We start from the raw sequence: 24011 nt of genomic DNA, 5'->3' as shown, positions 1-24011 counted from the left end.
TCGTGAGAAGAGGAGACAGTATTGCTGATGTTGGTCTGCCGGGATAAGTGTTCTTCTTTAACTCCCCCTGCTTTTTAGCAGGCAATTGAAAAATGACTTATTCAAAGAGATGCAATCCCAACATTAGGATGATAAAATCGATGGATTCGAGCCCGTCTTCATTCAATCAGCAGAATAACTCTCTTCAATATCGCGATACCGCTCCATATTGTGCACGGAATCTCATCGGGGCGCTGCTCAGAGAGTCCGAAAAGGTATTTGCTCTGCTGAGTGCGGGCGAGCCGCTTGAAAATATTCGTGAACAGGCCACCAATGGCACTCTGTTCTCGCAAAAAGCGCTTCTCAGCCGGAAACGATTTTGGAATATGCTTAGCGTCCGGTACTTCCAGTTGCCCGACTGGGTTATCAACGATCTTATTGGGGCATACCGCGTCGCCCCTCATAGTGCGGAGTTTACCTCCCTGCTGTACGTACACTATGCTCTTCGTGATCACCTGACGTTTGATTTCATCACGCAACGACTCTGGAGCAAATGGAACTCTCATCAGCTTGATGTTTCACCTGACGACATTCTGAAAATGCTTGATGAATCGGCAGAGTCTGAACCCCAGATTGCCACGTGGACCGATGCAACACGGGAACGACTCTCGACCATCATTCTCTCATCCTTGAGGGATTTTGGGGTGTTGTCGGGAAAGCAGAAGAAGAGGCTTACCAAGCCGGTTTTGCCGCTCTTTGTTGTTGAACATATTCTGCATATTCTTACGGCTGAAGGTGTGCGGGGGAATACTGTGCTGAAAGACCCGATCTGGCGCCTTTTCTTGTGCACCGACGATGAAATTGCCCATTACCTTCAGCAGCTCGGGTTGAATCGAAGGATCCATTTTGAACGTGTCGGCGAGACTGTCGTTCTTCAGACGCCTGCAGAGTGGGAGAGTCCGGAATGAAAACAGATGACTGGAAATGGAAAGTAGGAGAAGCGGTCTCCCGCATTCGGACACGGTACGAGTTCATCGGGAGAAAGTCAGGAGTGCCTTTTCTGGCAATCGTCTATCCGATTGCCGCTGAAAAAGCGGTTTTCCGGGAATGGCACACCCAGACAAACGCGCTCAGACCTGATATCGATGTGCGGATTGTCGATCTTCTTACAATCACGCAGGATGTTCTTACTGAATTTGGCGTGGAGAACATTGTCGAGGCTCTGAATGACCCGGAGTGGGGACAGAGTGCAAAAGAGGATCTGACGCGGCTCTGGAACAGTGCAATAGCCGAAGCGGTTCGGACGCAGATGGACCTGGAGGGGAGTGGCAGACCTGTATTGAGCCTTGAGCGGCTTTCTGCTCTCTATCCGGTTTCCGGTCCCTGGGATATTATGCAGAGCCTGTGGAATGATGCTCAGTCAGCACTCAATTGTCCGGTCATCGTCTTCATTCCGGGTCGGTTAACCGGTCCTCGGCACTATCAATTCCTTGAGAAAGTTGACGAATTTATGTATAGGGGAGACCTTTTATGAAAATTGCAGACGTTTTTGAAACGCGTGTTGAAGAAAAGATTGAGCCGGTCATCAAAGTGGCAGAACGGGCCAATGAGCATAAGCTTGCCGTTGAGATTGGCAGCTATGTTGTCACTCCCATGATCGAGCGGTATCTCGACGATTTTCTTGAACATTACACCGATACGTTCCTGACGGCGACGACCGAGATCGGCATGTGGATCTCCGGTTATTTTGGATCCGGAAAGTCCCACTTCGCCAAGATCCTGGCACTGCTCGCCGAAAACCGGGTGATCGAGAATGTCTCGGCGTGTGAACGGTTCGTTTCGCGTCTCCCCCCTGATTCTATTCGAAGTGCCTCCATACAGAGAAGTCTCAAGCGCATGGATCAATCAGATACCCAGGTGCTTGCGTTCAATCTGAATACTCTCACGGCCAGCAAGACCCGTGAGCTTCCGGAACTTCTCCTCTCCCAATATTATCTCTCCCGTGGTTACTGTAGTAATCTCACCTATGCCCGCGTGATCGAGGCCGAACTTGATCGTCAGGGAATGCTTGAGGATCTCCACAAGGCGGTCGAACGACGTGCTAACAAAAAATGGGATGATGTCCGTGAAAATCCGACATATTTCCGAAAACACCTCTTCGCTGCGGCCAGTGAGATCGTGCCGGACATCTTCCCTACGCCACATGATGTCGAACAGGCTCTCAAAGAAGCGGATTCCGGCAGTATCATCAACGTAACCTATCTGATCGATACCATTCTCGAGGATCTCAAGCGGGATGAAAGGGAGAGAAAGAAACCACAGCGGTTCATGTGGGTGATGGACGAGACCGGGCAGTGGATAGAGAATAATGCCGGTCGTCTCGCACGATTACAGGCGTTTGTGGAAGAGGCATCGATCAAAGGACAGGGCAAGATCTGGGTTCTGGTGACCACCCATGGGGATATGGGTGCGGTGTACAAGGAAGCTCGTGCTCTTGAGGGTGACATGAAGAAGATCGAGGGACGGTTTCGGTTTAAACCGGCTCTCACGACGGAAAATATTGAACAGGTATTGGAAAACCGACTCCTCCGGAAAAATACCGGCGGAAGACAGGCACTTACAGCACTCTATGAGAGGTGTGGAAGCGGGAGCCTGAAAGGGATCGGCGAGCTTGCCAATACCGCACAGGTGCTGCCGGATTGTTCCGAAGACGCCTTCGTGACCTACTACCCGTTTCTCCCCTATCAGGTGCACCTGATACCTGATATTGTGAAATCGCTCCGATCGAAGGGTGGCCGGGGTGAACAGATGAGCGGATCGACCCGGACACTCCTCGCCATTACCCAGGACATTCTCCGTGCGGGAAGAGTCCGCTATCTGGAGAAAGACACCGGTGTCCTGGTGAGATTTGATGAGATTTACCACAATCTCGCCGGTGAAGGCGAAGTGAGCCCGGATGTCCGTACCGATATCGCCCGTATCAGCAGGGTCGTTCCGGACTCGACCGAGCTTACCAGTGCTGTTGCCGAGGCATTGTTCCTTATCAGGGAACTGCCGTATATCCCGCGAACCATCGATAATATCGCCAGGCTGACGATCCGGGATGTGGATGAGGATCTGGCGAGCGCGATCACGGCGGTCCGCCCTGAACTTGAAAAGCTCCGGAAGGCGGGATTGGTTGCCAAGATCGGGGAGGAGTTTGAGTTCCTCACTGGTGAGCGCCGGACGTTCGAGGACGAGGTGAGCACGGTTGAAACGCAGATGGGATACTCCGGACGGGAAGAAGTGTTTGGGAAATCCTTCATTCGCGACTCACAATGGCGTAAGTGGCTTGGTTCGAATGCAGTCAGCTTCAAGGGGCATGAGTTCTCGTTCACGCTGGAGATCGACCACAAAAAGGTCGGCGGCACTGCCGGAGCAGTCACCCTGAAACTGATTACACCATTTGAGCGTGTGGGTGGAGTGACGGTACAGGACCTGCAGTCCGATAGCGTGCACACCGACGAGCAGAACACCATTTTCTTCCTCTCCGGTCGGGTGCCCGGGTTCGAGCAGGATCTGACCCGGTATGTCGCGATGAAAGAGGTGATCGACCGATGGAAGGGAGACCCCCACAAGTCCGAGGATGCCAGGAAGCTTGCCCAGGAACGAGACACCGTCGATCTGCCGAAACTCCATAAGAAGGTGATTGACGGTCTGAAGACGGGGATCCGGTCGGGGACGATCATCTTCAGGGGCTCGTCGCGGACACTGGATATTCCCCCCGGTCAGAGTGCAGGGGATGCCCTGCTCTCGGTGATGGCTGATTTCTATCCCCGGATCTACACCAACTTTGACCGCGTGCCGGTAAGGATTCACGACGATCAAAAGGCGATCCGGGATGTGCTTGCCGGGAAAGCGACGAGTTCAAGCGAAGCGAAGGCACTTGCGCTGTATGACTCCTCGGGCGTCGCCAATGCACAGAGCCCCGTGCTCGATGCGATTCGGATGTACCTGGCTACCGAACAGAATGCAGGCCGGCGTGTTCTCGGAAAAGAGCTCCTTGAACACTTTGAAGAGCCCCCCTTCGGCTGGGATCAAAACGCCCTTCGGGTCGGGGTTGCGGCTCTGGTTCGGGCGGGCAGCGTAAAGGTGGTCATCAACAAGAAGACCTACACCAATCCGGACGACCGCGAACTGGTGGATGCTCTCCGCGTCTCGTCGCAGTTTAGGAGGGTGGAGCTCGAACTTGAAGAGACGACGATCCCGCTCGAGACGCTCGAAGGGGTGCGGACGTTCCTGATCCACCTCATGAAGACCCGCAGGATCGACGAGACGCCCGCAGCTATCGGTGAAGCGGCGGGAACCCTTGCGGAATCACTCCTCGCCCAGGTACGAACGGTGGAACTCTGGGCTCAAGGTTCGGGCATGCCCGTCTCAAGCGCTTTTTCTGACGGGAAGACGGCGTGGACGACACTTGCCAGGATGACGAACCCGGTGCATCGGGTTCGGGAACTGGAGCAGAACCAGGAGGTTCTAGAGGAAGGACATGAAGCCATCCACGCCCATGCAGCGTTCGTGGAGAAACAGGGTCGTGCATTCACCGAAACGTTTGCGCTGAAGAATCAGCTCGACGGGATCGCACACCTGACGGATAGCGGAAGCGGCATCCGCGAATTCATTGCAGCGTGGAAGGATGCTGCTATGAGTACATCGTTTGCCGATGCTGAGACCTGGAACCGGGTGCTCTCTCTCCGACAACGGGCGGAGCTGGAGCTCAAAGAACTCATTGCAGGCTGGAAGCAGTCGGCACGGGACATCCTTGATGATGCCTACACCTCGCTTCCGGATCTGCTTTTGGAGAGGAACCTCGACGCCGAGTTTGCAGAGAGCTGGGGAGCTTCCCTCATGCGGCTGTTGTCCGAGATTGATAACGCATCCATGCCGGCACAGGTCGCCAACCTCCCCTCCAGGGCGAATGGTGCAGTCGAGGATCTTCGGAAGAAGATCGATACGGAAGTTGCTCGCCGCGAGAGGGAAAGACTGACGAAAGAGGGCATAAAGGAGCGTCCGAAGGAGAAGATCTCGCTCAGGGAGAATGTGGGGCGCAGAACCGTGTCCACTATTGATGAGTGGGTTTGCCTGCGGGATGCCCTGGATAGTAAGGTACGCGGGATCATCGAGCGCGGGTTTGACGTGGAGTTCGAGTGACATGGAAGCAGAGCAGAAGAAGATCTTAAAACCGCTCGTCCTCGCGCTGAGACATCTGCTTGAGGGCCGGTACGACGAGCACGGCACCTGGCACGGGGGCGACCTCGAAGCCAGGATGAACTCGCTTGGTGTCTGGTGGGATCGCGACCCTCTTCCGCCCGATGCGGTGGCGTATCAATCGGAAGAGGACCGACACGCCCGCGAGGTGATCGATGCCTACCTCACCCTCCGGGAAGAGGTAGGGATCGACCGGAGGGCGGCCATCGAGGAGTTTGTCCGGGAGACGGCCTATTCCTGGGCGAACCGGCTGCTGGTGCTCCGGTGTATGGAGGCCAGGGATCTCATCGATCCGCAGGTCGTGCTCACCAAGGAGGTCTACGGTGGGCGATCCCAGGCTCACAACCGGCTCGTGCAGCGGCACCCCGAGCGCTGCAGCGGTGCGGACGGCGGGCTTTTTGCGATGTTCGAGGAGGCGTTCGTCCGGCACGCGAAGTATCTTCCCCTGCTCTTCGACCCGAAGGCTCCCGGCGTGGCGCTCCGTCCGTCGGTCGCGGCTCTCAAAAAATGCATCGGTTTCCTCTCCGGGACCGAGTCGGTGAACGGCAACGGCCAGGCGGCGAATGAGGTCTTTGCCGCGCCGGATGCCCTCGGCTGGGCTTACCAGTACTGGAACACCGAGGAGAAAGACCGGGTCTTCGAGAAAGTCCGGACGAAGAAGGCGAAGATCCAGGGTGCAGACATCATCCCGGCAACCCAGCTCTATACCGAGCCCTACATGGTCAAGTTCCTCGTCCAGAACTCGCTCGGCGCCACCTGGATGGGGATGTACCCCGACTCGGATCTCGCGGATACTTGGGAGTACTACGTGAAAGATGCCGACCGGGCGCCGGTGCGGAGGAAGAACGTGGAGAACATCACCTTCCTCGACCCGGCCTGCGGTTCCGGCCACTTCCTCATCGAGGCCTTCGACCTCTTCTACCGGATGTACGAGGCGGAGGGCAAGTACACCGACCCGGAGACGATCTGCAAGAAGATCCTCGCCCGCAACCTCTACGGGATCGATATCGACGAGCGTGCGGTGCAGATCGCCCGGGCAGCCCTCTGGATGAAGGCGGCCGAGCGGGTCTTCGACTTTTCCGGCACGCCGAAGAATATTATCGCGACCAACATCCGCCTGCCGAAGGGGAAGGATCATCTCACGGCCTTCCTCCAGAAACACCCCGAGGATAGACCTCTCCAGCCGGCGCTCGAGACGATTTTTGAAGGCCTCGCCCACGCTGACGAACTTGGCTCCCTGCTCCAGATCGAGGAGCCGGTGGAACGGGAGCTCCGCCACCTCCGGGAGCGTCTCGGCGGCCAGACGACCCTTTCAACAAGCGGGCTCACCGGTCAGACCAGCTTCACTGGCTCAATGACCGACGAGGACTGGGAGGCGTGGAAGGACGGCGTCATCGAGCGGCTTGCCGGCCACTTCACTGCAGAGGCCGAGGCGGCCGATCTCGTGAATGCCTTCTTCTCGCAGAATGCCGGGAAAGGGGTGCGGCTGTTCGAGCTGCTGTCGAAGCGGTATGATGTGGTGGCGGCGAATCCGCCGTATATGGGGTCTAAAAATATGAATCCCGCTTTTAAGAATTTCATTCAAAAATACTATCCCTCTGGAAAGAGGGATTTATATTCTGCGTTTCTCCTTCAAGGTTTCAGTCTTACCCAAAAAAATGGCCTAATCGCAATGATCACTCCTCAAACGTGGATGTTCTTAAGAAGTTTTATTGAATTGAGAAATCAGTTACTGCAAAAAACAACTTTTATGAATCTTGTTCATCTAGGACCGCGAGCCTTTGAAGAAATTGGGGGAGAAGTTGTAAGTGTCACGTTATTTATTTCACAAAATGCACTTCCAAGTAAAAATAATCGATTCTGTGCATATCGCTTAGTAGATGTTCAATCTGCATCTGAAAAGTCTAAACAACTAGTAATCTCTATTGAAAGTAACGATGGCAATTTTTTCAAAAAGGTTCAACTTGATTTTCTGAAGATATATGAATCGCCTATACCTTATTGGGTATCTGATGAAGTCCTCACACTTCTAGGAACTGAAAAAAAACTACCTAGATATGGACTTCCTTTTCGAGGGCTCGACTGTGGAAATACTTCTCGGTTTTTAAGGTATACTTGGGAAAGTGGTTCAAGTAGTCGATGGGTTCCTTATTGTAAGGGAGGTGGATATTCGAAATGGTGGGGATTTGATTATTATGAAGTCGACTGGAGCCATGATGGAAAGAGAATAAAATCAGTGGATAATTCGATTACCCCAAATGAGCAGTACTACTTCAAAGAGCATCTAACATATTCTTACGTGGCAAATCGGAATTTATCTGTAAGATATGTTCCCGATGGAACTTTAGTTGGTGTGAAAGGACCGGGAATCCTTACAACTGAGAATTATAAATGGGCCGTACTTTCAATCTTAAATTCAAGATTACCCACATTTTTACTTCGTTTAACTTCACCTGGCATGGAATTTACCACAGGGTATTTACAACTATTAACATTCCCTAATTTAGAATCTTTCGAAAAGAGTGGATTTTTAATAAAACTAGGGAAAATTACATTTGAATATAAAAAATTCCAACTATCAAGAGACCTCATTGAGAGGAATTTTGATTACAAAAAGGATTTTCAGACTCATTTTAATGATTCCTATATAAAGGAACTACGAGTTTCATCGCTGATACATCTGCTTGAGGGTAATATAGAATATTTATCGATCCTTGCATACGGAGTTACTCCTTCGTTTGTTGAGGCAGTGGTTTCCGAAACCGGCACTCCCGCCGGTTGGCATCCCCTCATCACCACCTATGATACCATCCCACCCCTCTCCAATGACCTCCCAGAAATCCCACAGGAAATCCCCGACCACCTCGCTGAACATGAGCGCCGAAACCTTTCTCCCGACGATATCGCCACCATGAGAGCGAACCTCCGTACCCTCTACGAGGGCGGGCCAGGGGCGAAGATCGGGGTCGAGGATGACAACACTTCTGATGACGGCGAGGAAGAAACCGTCGCCGGGGCCTACATCCCCATCCCCCCCGAGACCTTCCTCGAAGAGCTCTCCCAGAAACTGCAGATCCACCCCATCTCCGTCTACTGGCTCCTGAAAGAGGGCATCGAGCAGGAGGGCTGGCGGTGCATCCCCGAAGAGCAGCGGATCACTGCCGACCGCTTCACGGTGATGATCCTGCGGATGCTCGGCCACCGCTGGCCGAAACAGATCGAGGCAGGCGAGCCGATACCTGACTGGGCGGATGCCGACGGGATCATCCCGCTCACCTCCGGTTCCGGCGAGGCGACGCTCCTTGAGCGGGTGCGGGAGCGGATCGCCGAGGAGTTCCCCGGCGGCTCGCCGGCCGCCATCGAGCGGGAGTTTGAGGAGGTGATGGGCAAGAGTCTCGAAGACTGGCTGCACACCGAGTTCTTCAAGCACCACACGAAGCAGTTCAAGAAGCGTCCCATCGCCTGGCAGGTGCAGAGCGGCAGGTTCACGAAGAAGCAGCAGCCCGCGTTCGCCTGCATGGTCTACTATCACAAGCTCGACGGGGACAGCCTCTACAAGATCAAGAACCAGTACGTTGGGCCCCTGCGGCAGAAGTACGAGACCGAGATGCGGGGGATCGAGGGGATCCCCACCGGCTCGCGGACGGAGACACAGGAGAAGCGCTACCGGGAGCTCGGCGATCTGGTTGCCGAACTGAAGGTCTTCGGCGACGCCCTCACTGAGGTTGCGGAGAGCGGGTTTTTGAGCAAGGCGCTCGACAAGATCGCGAAGAAAGAGCCGCTCGATGCCTGGTGCTCGATCGACGGCAAAAGGCCCGCACCTGCCGATCAGGATGCGTTCCTCCGGCAGGAGCGGAGTTACATCCCGGACATCAACGACGGGGTCCGGGTCAATGTCGTACCGCTTCAGAAGGCCGGGCTGCTCGCTGCCGACGTGATCGCCAAGAAGGATCTCGAGAAGGCGATCTCCGACCGGGCCGAGTGGCGGGGGGACGAGCGCCGGTGGTGCCGGGAAGGGAAGCTGCCGAAGTGCGGGTGGTGGTGAAGATGACAAAACTCCACCCTCTTGCCATCCGAAACGACGCTGAATGCGCGAAAAGGAAGTTCCCGGAGCCAAAAAAGGAATATCCGATACTCCATGCCAGGGATGAACGGAGCCCATTCCAGCACGACAAAGACAGGATCCTCTATTGCAAGTCTTTCAGACGGTTGATGCATAAGACGCAGGTTTGCTTCACCGGAACGATGAATGAGCACATCAGGACACGGCTGACACACACCCTTGAGGTAGCGCAGATCGCCCGGACTATCGCACGTCTGGTTGGCGTGAATGAAGATCTCACCGAAGCGATTGCACTGGGACACGATGTCGGCCATACCCCCTTCGGCCACATTGGCGAATACGTTATCCACGAATTGTTAACGGGGAAGGATGAGCGCAAAATCCTGAATAAATTCAACATAGATCCCGAAAAGGTTGGCATTGGGTTCAAGCACAACTATCAGAGCGTCAGGGCGCTGATGGATGTCGAAACGGGATATTCCTCATATGATGGCTTGAACATCAGTTATCCGGTCCTTGAGGGCATCTTAAAGCATTCAAAATTGTGCTTTAAAAAAGAACCAGATTTTATCCAGTATGAAACAATTACCAACCTGCCAGAGTTGCACTTCGAGCAGGCGTTCTCTGCTTCGATAGAGGGTCAGATTATCAGTTTGTCCGATGAAATTGCACAGGTCTGCCACGACATCGAAGATGCGATTGAAGGGGACTATAAGAGCAAAAAACTGATTCTGGGACACATAGGAGAGATCATCGATCAGGGCTTTCTGAAAGATATTGAAGACCAACCCTTCATAAAAAACTCAGACGCTTGCAAACCCAGGATTGATACCCGGTGCTTCAAGGAATTTACCAGCTGGGTCATCGGTCTCATCGTTCTTGAGTCTGTCGCAACCATAAAAGAGAACATGGAGGATTATTTAACAAGGAAAGAGAAATCCTCCTATCCAAAGCCAGAATACTATCCGATCACTGAAGATCTCGCAACCGAAACGATTCTTGAAAAAAACGCATTGTTCACGCGGCTCAAGGATCTCCAGGAACGGTTTATCATTAACAACTACAGAATTCACCGCGAAAATGGGAAGGCCAAATTTATCCTGCGCCAGATCATTAAGGCATATCTGACCAACCCAAAACAACTACCTGATAGTGTGTTGATGAGGTATACAGAGGTCTGCGAAATCCAGAGAGTAAAAAAGTATCTGAAAAACCTGAACCTCCACCATGAAACAATCAGATATCTCAATGAACGGGAATTCGAAGATTGCCGTTATGAGATTATTTCAGATCCGAAATTCTTGCGTATATTAAGCGATTATATCGCATCGATGACCGATCTGTATGCCTTCACCGAGTACAAGAAACTGTACTTGGAAGAAGATACAGGAATATGAGAAGGAAGGACAATGACCGAACCCCCCACCAGTTTCCATGCCTGGCTCACCTCCAGGATCCGCCCCACCCTCCAGAAGGACAACGGCTGGATCCTCTGGTGCGACCCCCAACGGGAGTGGCTCGACCTGCTGAAGAAGGCTGCTGACGCCGAAAGATTCGATCTCTGGGCAGACCCGGAAGAACACGAACTGGCACTCCGGAACCGGTTCGTGCAGGAACCACGAAAAAGCCGCATCGTCTGGCTCCCGGTATCGCACGACGACATCACCTGGTTCAAGGTCTTCGAGCCCGAGGCGGACTTTATCTGGGAGACGAGCCTCCTCTCGGCGCTGAGAGACTTCGGCGTGCAGATCCCGGGCGATCGTGAGGAAGAACTTGCCCCTCTCCTTGCTACCTACGTCTACGAGCGGTTTGACAGCCCCAAAGCCGACTGGAAGGATTTCACTGCAGGGGCGGCAAAAGGGGAACTCATCAATGACCGTCGGATGCTCGAGGTTCTTGCCGGCAGCAGCGGTGCATTTGAGGCTCTGAGGTCTGAGGGGAAATTTGAGATCTTCGCCCGCCGTGCCATGGAGGACTTCGGGTTGCCGGATCCGGCTCTCCTCGATGAAGATATATGGAAACGGGAAGTGACCGCTGTTCTGCTCTGCACAGAGGCCGCCGCTGCCAACCCTGACTCGCCGCCACCGGAAGCCGAGCGAATCATCCCACCGGGGCTTGCTCGTGATCATGCGCTGGAACTCCTGCAGCAGTGGCAGCAGAACATCGTCTATATCCCCTCCTTCGAATACGCGGTGAAGAAAGCCGATGCTATGATATCTCTCGGCAGCTGGGCACGAGATCTTACGGTCATCCCGAGATCAAAGGGATCGCGTGCGGTTGAAAGCGAACTGTTCAGAAAAGCGGTGGACCGGGTACAGGGGATAGATGATATCGACACATTAGCCGAAGCCCTTGAGCGAGATCTCCCCCTGTTCTGGGAGCGGAAATCCGGGTTCTGGGGGCAAACCGCCACAGATACCGTTGGCTGGCGGCACCTTGTGAATCTCGGCGGGGTCGCCCGGCGGCTGGTCGCACAGAACGGCGTTGAGCAGGGCTGGACGCGAACTGAAGAAGCACTCGAGTGGTATCGGTCGGATGGCTGGAGCCTGGATGTAGCCGGCGAAACCCTCTTTGAGGAGGTACCGGATCTGCCTGAAGACCTTCAGGACGTCAGGGACAAATTGCGGAGGAAGTACCTCCGGAGCGTTGATGCTATCGGCAGAGCGTTCTCGGATCTCCTTGAACAGGATTCGCAGGTTATCATGGAGCTTCCTACCGCTGGAGAACGTGCCCTGGCGTTTCTCACGGGGAACGATGCTCCCACGGCGTTTGTCTTCCTCGATGCCCTTCGCCTTGATCTCGGGCATCGGCTTGCAGACCTGATCAACGAAGGTGAGCCTGAAGTGCGGGCGACGGTCGAGGTTGCGAGAGCCCCGATCCCGAGCATCACGGCGCTGGGGAAACCCTATGCCCTTCCGACAGAAGCAGATAGCCTCACCGTCGGTCTTTCACCGAACCGGAAGACCTTTGAGGTGACCTGCGGTGGATCGGGGAACCTTGCTGTTGCAGAGACCTGGCGGGCGTGGCTGAAGGAGCATGTGGGTGCAAGCACCACTCTCTCCATTGAAGAGATTCTTGACGGGAAGAAGGTAAAGAAGGCCTCCTCGTCGTCACGGTTCATTGTTGTTGAGGGCTCTGAGTTTGACACGACCGGCCACGATGGCAGTCTGCGGCTTGAAGGTGCCGATGATCATCTCGAACGGTATACCTCTGCAATGCGGAAACTCAGGGACGCAGGGTATCGTCGTGTGATCGTAGTCACCGATCATGGATTCTTCCACTGGCAACCCGATCCCGATGAGATCGAGGAAGAAAAACCGACGGGAGATATCTCCTGGGCGTCCCGGCGAGTTATTGTAGGACGCAACCTCACTCACAAGACCGCGCTCTCTCTTCCGGTCTCGGGATCGGACTTGGTTGCGATCGTCCCACGAAGCGTCAACGCGTTCCGTACCTATGGTGGCCTTGGGTTCTTCCACGGGGGAGCGACTCTGCAGGAGCTCGTCATTCCCGTTGTCTGTGTCCAGTGGCCGGCGAAGGCAAAGAAAGTGAATGTTGTTCTCAAACCGGTTGGGCAGATCACAAGCGAGATGCCCAGAATCCAGATAGAGCCCGGCGTCGCAGGGCAGCAGAGACTCTTCGGTGCGGATGCACAGTTCCTTGCCCGCAAGGTGTATGTGAAGATTAAGAATCCCCAAACCGGGCGGGTAGTCTTCCGACACGATAATGGCGTGACTGTAGAGCCGGGAGGGAGCGTGCAGACGGTCACTCTCACGCTGGTCGATGCTGCCTCCGCACCGGAGTTTGGATCGCAGCTTCTTGTCCTGGTGCAGGATGCAGATGACGAGGAACAACTTGCCGAGGAATATGTAACACTCAAGGTGGAAATCGATGACTTCTGGTCATGATGTAACAATCGATGAACTTGATCGCAAACTCGAGGAGGCATTCCCCGGGCGGGTAGTGCGAAAGGATCTGGTCCATAAACTGAAGGTAGGGTTCTCAATCCCGGTTTATGTACTTGAATATCTGCTTGGGAAATACTGCTCAACCACGGACGACGATCAGATCAAAGAAGGCCTCCAGCTCGTGAAGAGTGCGATCACGGAACGGGTAGTGAGGGCTGACCAGGGAGAGCTGATCAAGGCTCGCCTGAAACGGTCGGGGTCAATGAAGATCATCGATCTCGTCACGGTCACATTCGATGAGAAGGATCAAGGGGGAAAATACTGGGCTCGTCTTGCAACGTCAGGCCTTGAAAAGGTGCATATCGACGAGGACTACGTAGAAAAATACGAACGGGTGCTCACCGGTGGTGTCTGGTCGAACATCGAACTCGTCTATGATGAGACGATCATCCACGGCAATGTTACCCGGCCGTTCGTCATCGCCAATATGAAACCCATCCAGATCGCCAGTGCCAGGATCGATGAGTGGATCGAGGGGCGGCAGAAATTTTCACGAGAGGAATGGGTGGATGCACTGCTTCGGTCGATGGGCTATGAGCCGACGCACCCTGACTTCACCTGGCGTGTGAAGATGCTCCTGCTCCTCCGCCTTATCCCAATGGTTGAGAAGAACTACAATCTCATCGAACTCGGACCTCGGGAGACCGGGAAATCTTTCGTCTACCGTGAAATTTCTCCCTATGCCATCCTTCTCTCCGGAGGCCAGGGGTCGGTTCCCGACCTCTTCGGCTGGAAGAACCGAAAAGACAAGCCGGGTCTGGTTCTCAAAAATGATCTCGTGGCGTTTGATGAAGTGGCGGGGTCACACTTCAAGAACGAAGCAAACAAGCAGATGTTCAAGGGCTATATGGAACAGGGATCGTTCTCGCGTGGTGACGACAAGGGCACACTCTCCGCCGAGGCGGGCATCATCTTCAACGGAAATATCGACGGTGATGTAGAATCGATCGCCCGCACTTCGCACCTCTTTGCCCCCCTCCCTGAAACCATACGCAACGATACCGCATTCCATGACCGGTGGCATGCGTACCTCCCCGGTTGGGAGATGCCGAAGCTGAAGCCCGAGCACTTCACCCCGCACATGGGGTTTGTTGCTGATTATATCGCAGAGATCTTCCACAACGGCCTCAGACCCCTAAACTATACCGACACCTACGACGCATGCTTCTCATTCGGCAACCATGTCGGCCAGCGTGACAGGAAGGCAGCGGTCCGGACGATCTCCGGCCTCGTAAAACTCATCCATCCCGATGGAAAATGCACAAAAGAGGAGATGGCAGAGTACATAAATCTCGGCCTGGAGATGCGGCGGCGGGTCAAAGAGCAGTTGAAGCGGATGAACCCTATCGAATTCTCCCGGGTGAATTTGTCGTACCTTGATAAGGAAAACGGTGATGAGTTCATCGCCGAATGTTCGGAGATAGGAGTGACAAAGCTGATCCCCGAAGGGCCGATGGCGCCCGGCGACGTCTTCAGCATTGGATGGGACACCACACTGGGCAGAGTGATGCTCTTCCGGATACAGGTTGCCGCCATACCGGGTTCTGGTAAGTTTAAGATCGTTGGACTGACGTCAAAGTCCATCAGAGAGTCCGCTCAGATGGCGTACAACTACCTGCGGGTCAACAGCAAAAAGCTTGGACTTGAACAGGACATCGGAAGTTACGATCTCAACATTCAGGTGATGAGCCCTGGCCACGGGAAGGAAGCGGAAGACATGGGCGTTGCATTTTATGTAGCCATCCTGTCTGCAATTGTCAAAAAACCGCTTGCAGGTGGCATGATTATCCTTGGTGAGATGACTATCCATGGAGTGCTTTCGAGAGTCGAGTATCTCGGAGATCGGATCAGAGTTGCCATGGATGCCGGGGCAAAGCAGGTGATAATACCGACCACAAACGCGGCAGATTTTGGAGGTATCCCACCTGAGTTGCTAGACAAGCTGCGGGTGGAGTTCTTCTCGGATCCAATGCAGGCAGCGTTCAAGGCCATCAGCGAGGCATGAGTAATCGCATCCTTTTTTTTATTGCCATCGCAAAGAATCAAGCATGACACGCTGGATCGCCTCCTCGAACCGCGACAACTGGGAGGTCGTCAGAACGAAGCACGTCTGGGGAGTCCCAAAGCGAAACAAGAATATCATGCAGCGGGTGAAACCTGGTGACACCATCCTCTTCTTCGTCCGACAGGAGAAACGGGACGACGAAATTCTCCCCTCGGCGATAGCCGGCGCATATGCGGTCGCGTCGGAACCCTACGAAGACCGGAGCCGCATCTTCGTCACGCCGGAGCATATGGGCGACGAGGTCTTCCCCTACCGCGTGAAGGTCGAGCCGGTCGCGGTCTTCGCCGAACCCCTGGAGTTCAAGCCGTTAATCCCGGACCTGGCGTTCATCACGAACAAAACCATGTGGAGCGGACACCTCCGGCAGGCGATGCGGGAGATCCCGGAGGAGGACTATCTGTTCATTCTCAAACAGGCAGGGGAGGGTGCGTAACCGATGTCCGAGATCGTCGGCGTCACCTTCCCGGTGCCGAAAGAATACATGTCCCGATTCTTCGATGATGGGAAGACCGTCTTCATCAAACCGGCTACCGTCTTCAAAGATCTCCGCGCAGGCATGAAACTCGTCTTCTACCAGTCACATGAGGATACCGGCTATGTTGGCGAGGCCACCATCAAGCGGATTGTCATAGCAGACGATCCGCTCGCCTTCTTCGCTACCTACGGCGACGCCGTCTTCCTCACCCGCGACGAAGTGACGGCCTACCAGAGCGAGCAGGAGAAATGGCAAGGGTTGCGAGTCCGGAAAGGGGAGGCGAAAAAGCGGCCCTGGCTTGCGCTCGAGCTCGAGGATATCCGGCGCTACGAGCGCCCGGAGAAGCCGGAGCGATTCGTTCCGGTCGGCGGGAAGTACTTGCGGAATTGACGCTTTGGGTGGCGGTGGTTTCGAATTCGTTCTGATCATCGCCCAGAATCCCGTCACCTTCATTCCCTATGCGCAGTTCCCCCCTTGGTGGATCCCTCACCAAACTCCACCAGATAGCCATACTCCCACACATTTCTCCACTATAAGGCCAGATCCAAAGATTTCCCTCACTCAAAATTCATCCGCACAAAGTCTTCCGGATACTTCAACGCGTTGAAGAACAACGGCGTACCCGAGAACGAGAGCGGCGAGATCGGGCCGATGGTCATGAATGGGTATACCCGTTCGCCAAGCGTGCTCTGGGGATCGCGGAACATCTGGTAGAGCTGAATCGCATCCTCCGCACCGCCGATGATGTCGGTCAGGGCGTACCGCTCAACGCCCCACCCCAGGCCGAAGCCAAAGACATAGACCCGTATCTGGTTGATGATCTCGCGGTGCAGACTGGAGAGGGTCTGGCTGATGAACATCCAGCCCAGGCCGTACTTTCGTGTCGTGCGGATGGCGTCGATGAGGGTGGTCCTCACGGCACTCATGTCCTCGGTCTCGGGCTCTTCCCGTGGTGCAAGCCGGTGGGCCTCGTCGATGACCACGAGGCAGTTGAGGAGCCTTTTTGCTTTATACGCCTCTTCAGCCTCGGTTTTTATTTTTTTGAGGAACTCCCCGATCAGAACATACCGGATCGAATCGTTCCAATAGGTATCCGGCGGGATGTTATTCTCCGAGAAATCGATGATGATGGTGTTCCCCTGCCGCTCACCGATCTTTTTGACCAGATTCTGGATATTTACCGCGTTGACCTTCTGTTCGTAGGTGAAGAGATTGGTAATCTTTCTCCAGCGCTCGTAAAACTCATCGGGATCGGCAGTATCATAGTTCTGGCTGAGCCTCTCGCGGGTATCTTTTGATGTGTAAATATTGTTCTGCACCTGCTCCTGGCCAAGCGCATCCCACACCCGGTCGAACGCCTCGCGGGTATGGGCGTGATGCAGGGCGATGCCACTGGAAGACGCTGACGATTCGGGATCGATCCCGAACGAGCTCAGGCCGCCCTTCTTTGCCGACCGCTTCTTCGGCTGGAGCGCCTTTACGACCTCATTTGCTGCACGGTTCCGGTTCGCGTCCATAATAATTCCGAGTTCTTCAAAAAAGCCGGAGTTGGCCAGGATCTTCTTGAACAGGTCTTTGTCGGTCAGGACAAGGTTGTGGAGGTCATAGATCTCGACATTCCTGCCTAACTTCTCGACCATGACTCTGCGTAAGGGGGATTCAGCAGTCAGGTCGCTGGCAAACTCTCCCTGAGGATCGAGGACGAAGATGCTCATCGACGGGTGTTTTGCATATCCCATCATCATCATCTTTGCAAGAACCGACTTCCCGGAACCGGTCTTCCCGAACACCCCGATATGGTACGCCTCCCCGACACCGCCGCTCCCGGTCTGGGATTTTCCAAAGTGCTTGAACCACATCGGCATCGGAATCGACGTGCCGTAGGCGTTTCCCAGGTAGAACAGTTCGTCACGATAATTGGTGAAGAGAGACTCCATGACGGACTGGTTCAGCAACCGGATCGATGTCCCCGTCGCGGGAACCGTGCCGAGCGAACTTGGTTCGATGCCCGTGCTCCCCTCGGAAAAGACCGAGCTCACCATCATGTTGGCGGTGTGCACATCCTGCCGTTCGGTGATCGGATCCACCCGGCCCTTCTGCCGGATAATTCCCCGCATGGTCGGATCCTGCGTCCAGACGTTCTGCATCTGAACCTCGGTGATCTGGCCCATCGCGTAGTGATCGTTGCCGTCCTGTGCGTAGTGAAAGACGCTGAGACTCCCCACGAGGCGTTTTTTCACCGCAGTTCCGAGAATATCGATATTCAATCCCGCTGTCGAGGACGGCGATCCCACGACGCCGATCCGCTCTGTCTGATCAAACTTCTCCCTGATTCCTGACATCGTTCTCACTCATCGTCCTATTTCGGTCCGGTAGCCGTGCATCAGTAGGTATACCTCCGCCTCCGCCTGGTCCCAGAACTGCAGCATCTCCTGCGTAGTGGCTTTTCTGATTGCAGGGACGGCCTTACCCATCTGTTTCACCATTCTGTCCGCCAGGTAGAGGGGATAGGGTTCAAAGATCCCGGGAACTCCGCTCTGCAGTTTTATTGCTTCAAATACATTGGAAAGGCGGTCTCTATTGGTCGCAACCGCGTAGGGAAGCTCCAACCTGAAGGTCGGCGAGTGGAGGAAGGGGCGGTAGTACACCACGTACAGGTTGCTCATGCCATCGATGATCGTCTTCAGATTTCCCATTTCCTTGAGAGAAGGTTCTGCAAATGACCACATGCTCTCTGGCACCTGATAGGGGAACGGCCGGATGTACTCTCCTGCCTGCAATACAAAGGAGAGGAGAGCCCGGTCTTCATACATGCCGCTTTTCAGGAGGATCTTTGCCACCTGGTTATGGGTTGTGTATTTGGGCACACTGACAAACTGCTGGTCAGACCGTCTGGCGTAGAGGAGTGTCTCATATGCCTCCAGTGTGCTTTCCAGTTGTTCGAGTAAGAGATTGGAGAGGTTGGTATCGACCTCATCGATGGTGTACAGTGCCTGCTGGATGTTGATGAGCGGCGTGGTGAACGACCCGTCAAGAAAAACGACATCGTGCGGCGCTGAACTGGCCAGGTGCAGCTCCATCGCAAACATGATCGCTCTTGTGACGAGCCCTGTTTTGCCATGGTGTTTGGTGGGCAGCACCTCACAGAGATGATGGGGATACTCCCAGTGCCGGGTCTCGCTCGGCGGCGTCAGTCCTTCAACGGCGACCCCGGCTACTGCCACCATGTCGGTGGAGAGCAGCCGCTCCAGGGTGTACGCACCGTCTACGCCACAACTCGTCGGATAGGAATGGTTCGTGAGGAGATCAGAATCGTGTTTTAGTAAACCGTTATCTGCCAAAGCAGTCCGAATCTCGACTTTACTCTCGAGGAGATGCCGAAACGAATGGGAGAGCGTCTCTCCCATCGTTCCGCACTGATCGAGCAACTCTTCTACCAAAGCTTCAGGCAGTTCGTTGAATGGCTGAATTTCAGAAGAGTCTGCCTGCATATACTCACGGAACCTGAATATTGGAGTGGTTTACGAGGAGATTTATTAAAGTTCCTATTTTAATCAGACATTTAGGGCGTTTTTCGTCGTAAATGAGACATTTACGATTTTAAACTGAAGCATCAGCTTATAGAAAATGACCCGGAGCCTATCCATTCACAAAAAACGGGATCCCACCTCCAGCCGGTCGGAGAAGAGCATAACCTGAACGGAAATACCAGCCGCTTCCACCCGGCATCCACATGTGAGAGGCGGACAGATACCTCCGGCGTCACGCAATTTTCCCGAGCTGGATTAAGGCGCCGGAGCATATGGGCGACGAAGTCTTCCCCTGCCGCGTGAAGGTCGAGCCGGCCGCGGTCTTCGCCGAACCCCTGGGTTCAAGCCGCTGATCCCGGACCTTGCGTTCGTCACCAACAAAACCCTGTGGAGCGGGCACCTCCGGCAGGCGATGCGGGAGATCCCGGAAGAGGACTATCGGCTCGTCCTCGAGCGGGCGGGGCAGGGTGCGTAACCGGTGTCCGAGATCGTCGGCGGTTGGCGCCTCCGGGTTCAGCAAATCTTAAATATCAGGAATCCTGGGCAGATCCGCCGGAATTTCGACCCTCACAGAAGCCCTCAGACGGACGATCTCGGGGCGGGCCATAGTAACCATCGTCCGGGAATTACTCGCGCTCATATCGCCGATATGGCCCTCGGATCCTGGCGAATTTCGTGAATCGGGGCGCGATTCGCCGGCCATTCAAAATGCCGGAATCCGGGATCCGAAACGGGCGGGAACATCGAAAAAGAACCGCAATTCTGGCTTTTTTTGATCGCGGGAGGGTGGTTCCACCCCTCCGTCGGTCACGAAAAATCCGCAAGCGTCGTCGCCCGCGAGGCAGGGCTCTGCTGCAGCTTTCCGAAATACTGGGAAAGGTCGTGCGGGGACTCGACCGGAACCGCTCCGCTCGAGACGAGCCGCCGGTATCCGGCCATGGCTTCCGTGTTCGAATCGTCGGGCTTCAAGGCGTAGACCGGCCGTCCCTGCCGGAACGCGACCTCTGCCTGCCGGACGGAGCCGCCGGACGCAGCGGTTTCGACGACCACCACGCCTTCGGAGAGGCCGCTGGTGATGCGGTTCCGCTCGATGTACCTGCCCTTGTGCATCTTTGTGAGAGGAGTTATCTCGCTCAGAAGAGAGCCGGAGGCGGTGATCGCTACGGCGAGGTTCCGGTTCTGCCGCGGAACGACGGCTTCGATATCTCCCGGCAGGACCGCGATCGTCTCGCCGCCGAACTCCAGTGCGGCTGTATGAGCGCAGGTATCGGTCCCGAGGGCAAGGCCGCTCACGATCACGTAGCCGAGACGGACAAGGATGGCAACCGCTTCCCGGGTTCTCGCGATACCCTCGCTGCTGATCCGTCTCGTGCCGACGACGGCAGCCGCCGGCTTTGCGATGCTCTCCTCGCGGCCGGCCTGGTAGAGAATGAGAGGCGGGTCCGGGATCTCCGGAAGTCTCTTCGGATACCCTGCATCGAAGATTGGGAGGATCCGGGTACCGTTCTGCCGGTATGCCGCGATCGTGTCGGCGAAGAATGGAAGAAGATCCCGCTCCCGAAGATCCTCCGCCCGTGCGATGAGAGGGCGGAGATGGTCGGGGTAAGCCATCAGGGAGTCCGTATCGTTTTCGAAAACAGCGGCGTAGAGATCGCGGAGGAACGCCGGGTCGCGGAAGTATTCGGCATACTCCTGCCTCTTCGGCAACTGGCTGTCATTGAGGGCGGCGAGAAATGCGATCTCCCGGGTTGAAAGATTATTCATTGTAGTTCCTCAGTGTCTCCAGGTGTTTCCGGTTGACCAGTCTTCCGAGGACGAGCGACCAGACCTCGCCTGCACCATGCGCCTGCAGCACCGTGGCGCACTCCCGTTTTGTCGCTCCGGTGATACAGGTGTCGTCGATCAGGAGAACCGATTCGCCGTTGAACCGGTACCTGCACCCGACATTACCTGCTATCTCCTTCTCCTTTTCGCGGTGATCATGGATACTATGCAGTGAGCGATATACTTTGCTCTTATACAGGACGTCCAGATACGGAATACCGTAGCGTGAGGCAACACCCTCTGCCAGAAGTGCCGACGGGTTGTACGCTCTATCATCGGAGCCCCGCATCACCGGGATGACGACGTCGAGATCGCGAAGATCCGGGTACTGGCGCTCGATCGCATAGTACAGGCATTCGCAGAGCCGCGGGACAAAGCGCTGGTCCGTCTTCAGCCCTCTGATCTCGTTGCTGAGAGTGTCGCCCGGGAACTCATTCTCATAGAGATACTTTCCGAATGCCCGGATACGGACGGGAGGGTCATCTCTATCCGGTCTGTTCCTGCACGCCGCGCAATAGGGAAACGTATCTGCAAAACTATCGGGAATGGGATTGCCGCAGATTTCACAATACGGCGGATAGAGGATTTCAAGTCCTGTGTCGTCAGACCGGATAAAGATTCTTTCCATATTTCGTCCCCCTGGGAGTGCCGAAACGCCGGCCTGTCCCTTGTAAAGGGCTTTCCGGATGAACGTATATACCTGCGGCCTGCGCCCCGAAAGTGTCCGCGACGGAAGGGGTGATTCATCAAGTACCCGTCAAGTACGAGAAACTCTGCGGATCTCAGAGAATTTACCGGTGGTTTGTTTCATTGTCGGCATTGATCTCCACGAGCTGGCACTCCGAACGCGTACCCGTCAAGTATCCCTCCCGACAACGTCCACGAGGCAGGGAATGAACATCTCTGTCGTCCGGCACGTCGACTTGGTCCCGACGTAGTCCCTACTTGGTCCCTGGGTTCATACCCTGTGGTCTCCACAGGCAGACCCCTGCTCGCGCTCGAGCTCGAGAATATCCGGCGGTATGAACGCCTGGAGAGGCCTGCGGATTCGTGCCGGTCGGCGGAAAGTATCTCTGGGAGTAGCCTTCGGCGAAAAGAGGAACATTTCTTCGGGAATATTTTCACGCATGGACACCCCCGTGAGGCAGGTTTATATCCCCCGCACCCGATAGAATTCCTTGAACAGGTATGTCCGTGACACTGGATGCAGTCCGGAAGAAGCGATCCAGGATTCTTGCAATAGCCGAGCGGCACGGCGCAACGAACCTGCGGGTCTTCGGCTCGGTCGCCCGGGGCGAGGCGGATTTTGGGAGCGACCTCGACCTTCTGGTGGAGATGGAGCCGGGCAGAAGCCTTCTCGATCACATCGCGCTCATCCAGGATCTGGAGGAAGATCTCGGGTGCAGGGTGGATGTGGTGACCGAAAAGGCGCTCAAGGAGCGGTACCGCGTACGGATCCTGAGTGAGCTGGTGCCCCTATGAGGGATGGGAGCGAGCGGCTCCTCGATATCCTGGAGGCGATCGACGATATCGAACGGTATGCGGTCCGGGGCAAGGAGGTGTTCCTGCAGGAGGAACTGGTGCAGGTCTGGATGGTTCACCACCTTCAAATAATCGGTGAAGCGGCTGCACGCCTTCCGCCCGAGATACGAAGTGCCTGTCCCAGGGTTCCCTGGAAGCAGATCGTCGGTCTCCGGGATATTCTGGTTCATGCATATTTCCGTGTTGATCTCGATGAGGTGTGGGTGGTTGTCGACCGAGATATCCCCGCACTCAAGGAGGAGCTCGTGGTGCTGCTTCCCGTGCTCACTGATACAAAAAATTCCGGGCAGCACCCGGGTTCACCGGGTGGAAGCGCTGTATCTGGAAAGAAGGAGTGAGCATCCTTCCCGGATGGCGAAGATCGGGGCCCGGCAGACGATCCGGCTCCGGGGACGTCGAACAGTATCGTGAAGCAGGCAAGGCTGAAAGGGAGGAATGAATGATGCACCGATTCCCTGGTATCATCGAGAAGACCGCCGGCACCTCTTCGGCATACTCGCGGGGCCGCACCGTCGGTGCGTGGATACCTGCGGGCCCGCGATAGATGATCGGTCCTATCGAAGGCCTCGCGAAGGACGGGTCCCCGGTCCCGCTGCCCGCGGTCTTCGGCCGTTCTCTGGAGCGGCCAGGGAGATGAGGATACGCCGCTCTCGTCGGCGGCCGGTGCCTCCGGCAGGCGATGCGGGAGATCGTGGAAGAGGACTATCGGCTCGTCCTCGAGCGGGCGGGACGGGGTGCTCTCCGGTAGCGGCGGATGAAGGTGGTGCCGGCCGCCGCGTTGCCCCGGGTGCGGACGTGCAGCGAGCCGGGCTCGAGGTGCTCCGAGCCGATGAAACGTTCGATGCCGGCCTGCGCAGGGTCCCGTTCGGATCCGTCATGCCGCCGCCGGAGCGAACACGCTTCCATCCGGTGCGATCGAAGGGCGGAAGCCTTGCTCAATCGGGGTTCGGATGGAGATGTCGTCACCGAAGATGCAGGCATCCTCACCGCCGGCGCTGCCGATCGTTTCGGCCATGCTGTTCATGGTGATGGTTTCTTCCTTCGCGTGCTCATCCTGATCTTCTCGATACGTCCGGCCGTTGGCAGGAGGTGATCTGACGATACCCGGAACAAATCTGACGATTATCCGACGATCCGGTACCGGAAGGCGGAAGTGATCTCCCTGACGATTATGGGATAAAATCCGACGATTATCCGACGGTTTGCTTCTCATCTCCTCTCCGCAAGGACGTAACCGGTCGAGCGTCCGCGACCCTTCCGGACGGCCAACCCCACGTTCATCAACAGACGAAAATCCCGCGTTGCCGTGTCGCGGGTG

Annotated in this window: 16 protein-coding genes; 11 read left to right on the top strand and 5 right to left on the bottom strand. The window is 55.5% G+C overall.

The genetic code is table 11. From position 1 onward, the window contains the following. Positions 1-128: 128 nt before the first annotated feature. Genes FGU65_RS04445 through FGU65_RS04405 form a run of 9 tightly spaced genes read left to right on the top strand, consistent with a single transcriptional unit; the run spans position 129 to position 16187 of the window. Positions 129-947, top strand: coding sequence for a BrxA family protein (locus tag FGU65_RS04445; RefSeq protein ID WP_301663207.1), 819 nt, complete (start codon positions 129-131; stop codon positions 945-947). Beyond that, the gene (locus FGU65_RS04440) at positions 944-1513 is read left to right on the top strand and encodes a hypothetical protein (RefSeq protein ID WP_301663206.1); all 570 of its coding nucleotides are present in this window, start codon (positions 944-946) and stop codon (positions 1511-1513) included. Before FGU65_RS04445 ends, FGU65_RS04440 begins: the two co-directional genes overlap by 4 nt. Further along, positions 1510-5169 (top strand): BREX system P-loop protein BrxC, encoded by a 3660-nt coding sequence (gene brxC / locus FGU65_RS04435; protein WP_301663205.1) that lies wholly within the window; start codon positions 1510-1512, stop codon positions 5167-5169. Before FGU65_RS04440 ends, brxC begins: the two co-directional genes overlap by 4 nt. After that, positions 5057-9271, top strand: coding sequence for a BREX-1 system adenine-specific DNA-methyltransferase PglX (gene pglX, locus FGU65_RS04430; RefSeq protein WP_367652354.1), 4215 nt, complete (start codon positions 5057-5059; stop codon positions 9269-9271). Before brxC ends, pglX begins: the two co-directional genes overlap by 113 nt. 2 nt (positions 9272-9273) lie before the next feature. Next, on the top strand, positions 9274-10686 hold the full coding sequence (locus FGU65_RS04425) for a deoxyguanosinetriphosphate triphosphohydrolase family protein (RefSeq protein ID WP_301663204.1): 1413 nt from the start codon (positions 9274-9276) through the stop codon (positions 10684-10686). 12 nt (positions 10687-10698) lie between these two features. Continuing rightward, complete coding sequence (locus tag FGU65_RS04420; RefSeq protein ID WP_301663203.1) at positions 10699-13197, top strand: PglZ domain-containing protein; 2499 nt, start codon at positions 10699-10701, stop codon at positions 13195-13197. Next, a complete protein-coding gene (gene brxL, locus FGU65_RS04415) occupies positions 13181-15262 on the top strand; it encodes a protease Lon-related BREX system protein BrxL (RefSeq protein ID WP_301663202.1) in 2082 nt (693 codons plus the stop codon). Before FGU65_RS04420 ends, brxL begins: the two co-directional genes overlap by 17 nt. 43 nt (positions 15263-15305) lie before the next feature. Continuing rightward, positions 15306-15755 (top strand): EVE domain-containing protein, encoded by a 450-nt coding sequence (locus tag FGU65_RS04410; protein WP_301663201.1) that lies wholly within the window; start codon positions 15306-15308, stop codon positions 15753-15755. Between the two features lie 3 nt (positions 15756-15758). Then, entirely contained in the window at positions 15759-16187 is a 429-nt protein-coding gene (locus FGU65_RS04405) for a DUF365 domain-containing protein (protein WP_301663200.1), read from the top strand. A 167-nt stretch (positions 16188-16354) separates the two neighbouring features. On the opposite strand, the gene FGU65_RS04400 is transcribed toward FGU65_RS04405, so the two are convergent. The 4 genes from FGU65_RS04400 to FGU65_RS04385 all read right to left on the bottom strand — a co-directional run bounded on the left by FGU65_RS04400 (position 16355) and on the right by FGU65_RS04385 (position 21779). Further along, the gene (locus FGU65_RS04400; protein WP_301663199.1) at positions 16355-18139 is read right to left on the bottom strand and encodes an ATP-binding protein; all 1785 of its coding nucleotides are present in this window, start codon (positions 18137-18139) and stop codon (positions 16355-16357) included. 9 nt (positions 18140-18148) lie between these two features. Then, positions 18149-19288, bottom strand: coding sequence for a DNA double-strand break repair nuclease NurA (locus tag FGU65_RS04395; protein WP_301663198.1), 1140 nt, complete (start codon positions 19286-19288; stop codon positions 18149-18151). Between the two features lie 846 nt (positions 19289-20134). Next, entirely contained in the window at positions 20135-21091 is a 957-nt protein-coding gene (locus FGU65_RS04390) for a DNA-processing protein DprA (RefSeq protein ID WP_301663197.1), read from the bottom strand. Further along, entirely contained in the window at positions 21084-21779 is a 696-nt protein-coding gene (locus tag FGU65_RS04385) for a ComF family protein (RefSeq protein WP_301663196.1), read from the bottom strand. The genes FGU65_RS04390 and FGU65_RS04385 overlap by 8 nt, the downstream gene beginning before the upstream one ends. 560 nt (positions 21780-22339) lie before the next feature. Here FGU65_RS04385 and FGU65_RS04380 point away from each other — a divergent pair. Beyond that, positions 22340-22633, top strand: coding sequence for a nucleotidyltransferase family protein (locus FGU65_RS04380; protein ID WP_301663195.1), 294 nt, complete (start codon positions 22340-22342; stop codon positions 22631-22633). Then, positions 22630-23031, top strand: a complete 402-nt coding sequence (locus FGU65_RS04375; RefSeq protein ID WP_301663194.1) for a HepT-like ribonuclease domain-containing protein — start codon at positions 22630-22632, stop codon at positions 23029-23031. Before FGU65_RS04380 ends, FGU65_RS04375 begins: the two co-directional genes overlap by 4 nt. 536 nt (positions 23032-23567) lie before the next feature. Here FGU65_RS04375 and FGU65_RS04370 read toward each other — a convergent pair. Next, on the bottom strand, positions 23568-23906 hold the full coding sequence (locus FGU65_RS04370) for a hypothetical protein (protein ID WP_301663193.1): 339 nt from the start codon (positions 23904-23906) through the stop codon (positions 23568-23570). Positions 23907-24011 lie beyond the last annotated feature (105 nt).

Source organism: Methanoculleus frigidifontis, from assembly GCF_030464345.1.
GTDB classification, from domain to species: domain Archaea; phylum Halobacteriota; class Methanomicrobia; order Methanomicrobiales; family Methanoculleaceae; genus Methanoculleus_A; species Methanoculleus_A frigidifontis.
The sequence above is the reverse complement of the archived record's forward strand: the minus strand, read 5'-3'. Positions and strand labels throughout refer to the sequence as shown.

Bases quoted from the DNA above. Each gene is read 5' to 3' on its own strand.
- FGU65_RS04445 (WP_301663207.1), top strand. From the start codon at position 129: ATGATAAAATCGATGGATTCGAGCCCGTCTTCATTCAATCAGCAGAAT.
- FGU65_RS04440 (WP_301663206.1), top strand. From the start codon at position 944: ATGAAAACAGATGACTGGAAATGGAAAGTAGGAGAAGCGGTCTCCCGC.
- brxC (WP_301663205.1), top strand. From the start codon at position 1,510: ATGAAAATTGCAGACGTTTTTGAAACGCGTGTTGAAGAAAAGATTGAG.
- pglX (WP_367652354.1), top strand. From the start codon at position 5,057: ATGTGGGGCGCAGAACCGTGTCCACTATTGATGAGTGGGTTTGCCTGC.
- FGU65_RS04425 (WP_301663204.1), top strand. From the start codon at position 9,274: ATGACAAAACTCCACCCTCTTGCCATCCGAAACGACGCTGAATGCGCG.
- FGU65_RS04420 (WP_301663203.1), top strand. From the start codon at position 10,699: ATGACCGAACCCCCCACCAGTTTCCATGCCTGGCTCACCTCCAGGATC.
- brxL (WP_301663202.1), top strand. From the start codon at position 13,181: ATGACTTCTGGTCATGATGTAACAATCGATGAACTTGATCGCAAACTC.
- FGU65_RS04410 (WP_301663201.1), top strand. From the start codon at position 15,306: ATGACACGCTGGATCGCCTCCTCGAACCGCGACAACTGGGAGGTCGTC.
- FGU65_RS04405 (WP_301663200.1), top strand. From the start codon at position 15,759: ATGTCCGAGATCGTCGGCGTCACCTTCCCGGTGCCGAAAGAATACATG.
- FGU65_RS04400 (WP_301663199.1), bottom strand. From the start codon at position 18,139: ATGTCAGGAATCAGGGAGAAGTTTGATCAGACAGAGCGGATCGGCGTC.
- FGU65_RS04395 (WP_301663198.1), bottom strand. From the start codon at position 19,288: ATGCAGGCAGACTCTTCTGAAATTCAGCCATTCAACGAACTGCCTGAA.
- FGU65_RS04390 (WP_301663197.1), bottom strand. From the start codon at position 21,091: ATGAATAATCTTTCAACCCGGGAGATCGCATTTCTCGCCGCCCTCAAT.
- FGU65_RS04385 (WP_301663196.1), bottom strand. From the start codon at position 21,779: ATGGAAAGAATCTTTATCCGGTCTGACGACACAGGACTTGAAATCCTC.
- FGU65_RS04380 (WP_301663195.1), top strand. From the start codon at position 22,340: ATGTCCGTGACACTGGATGCAGTCCGGAAGAAGCGATCCAGGATTCTT.
- FGU65_RS04375 (WP_301663194.1), top strand. From the start codon at position 22,630: ATGAGGGATGGGAGCGAGCGGCTCCTCGATATCCTGGAGGCGATCGAC.
- FGU65_RS04370 (WP_301663193.1), bottom strand. From the start codon at position 23,906: ATGAGAAGCAAACCGTCGGATAATCGTCGGATTTTATCCCATAATCGT.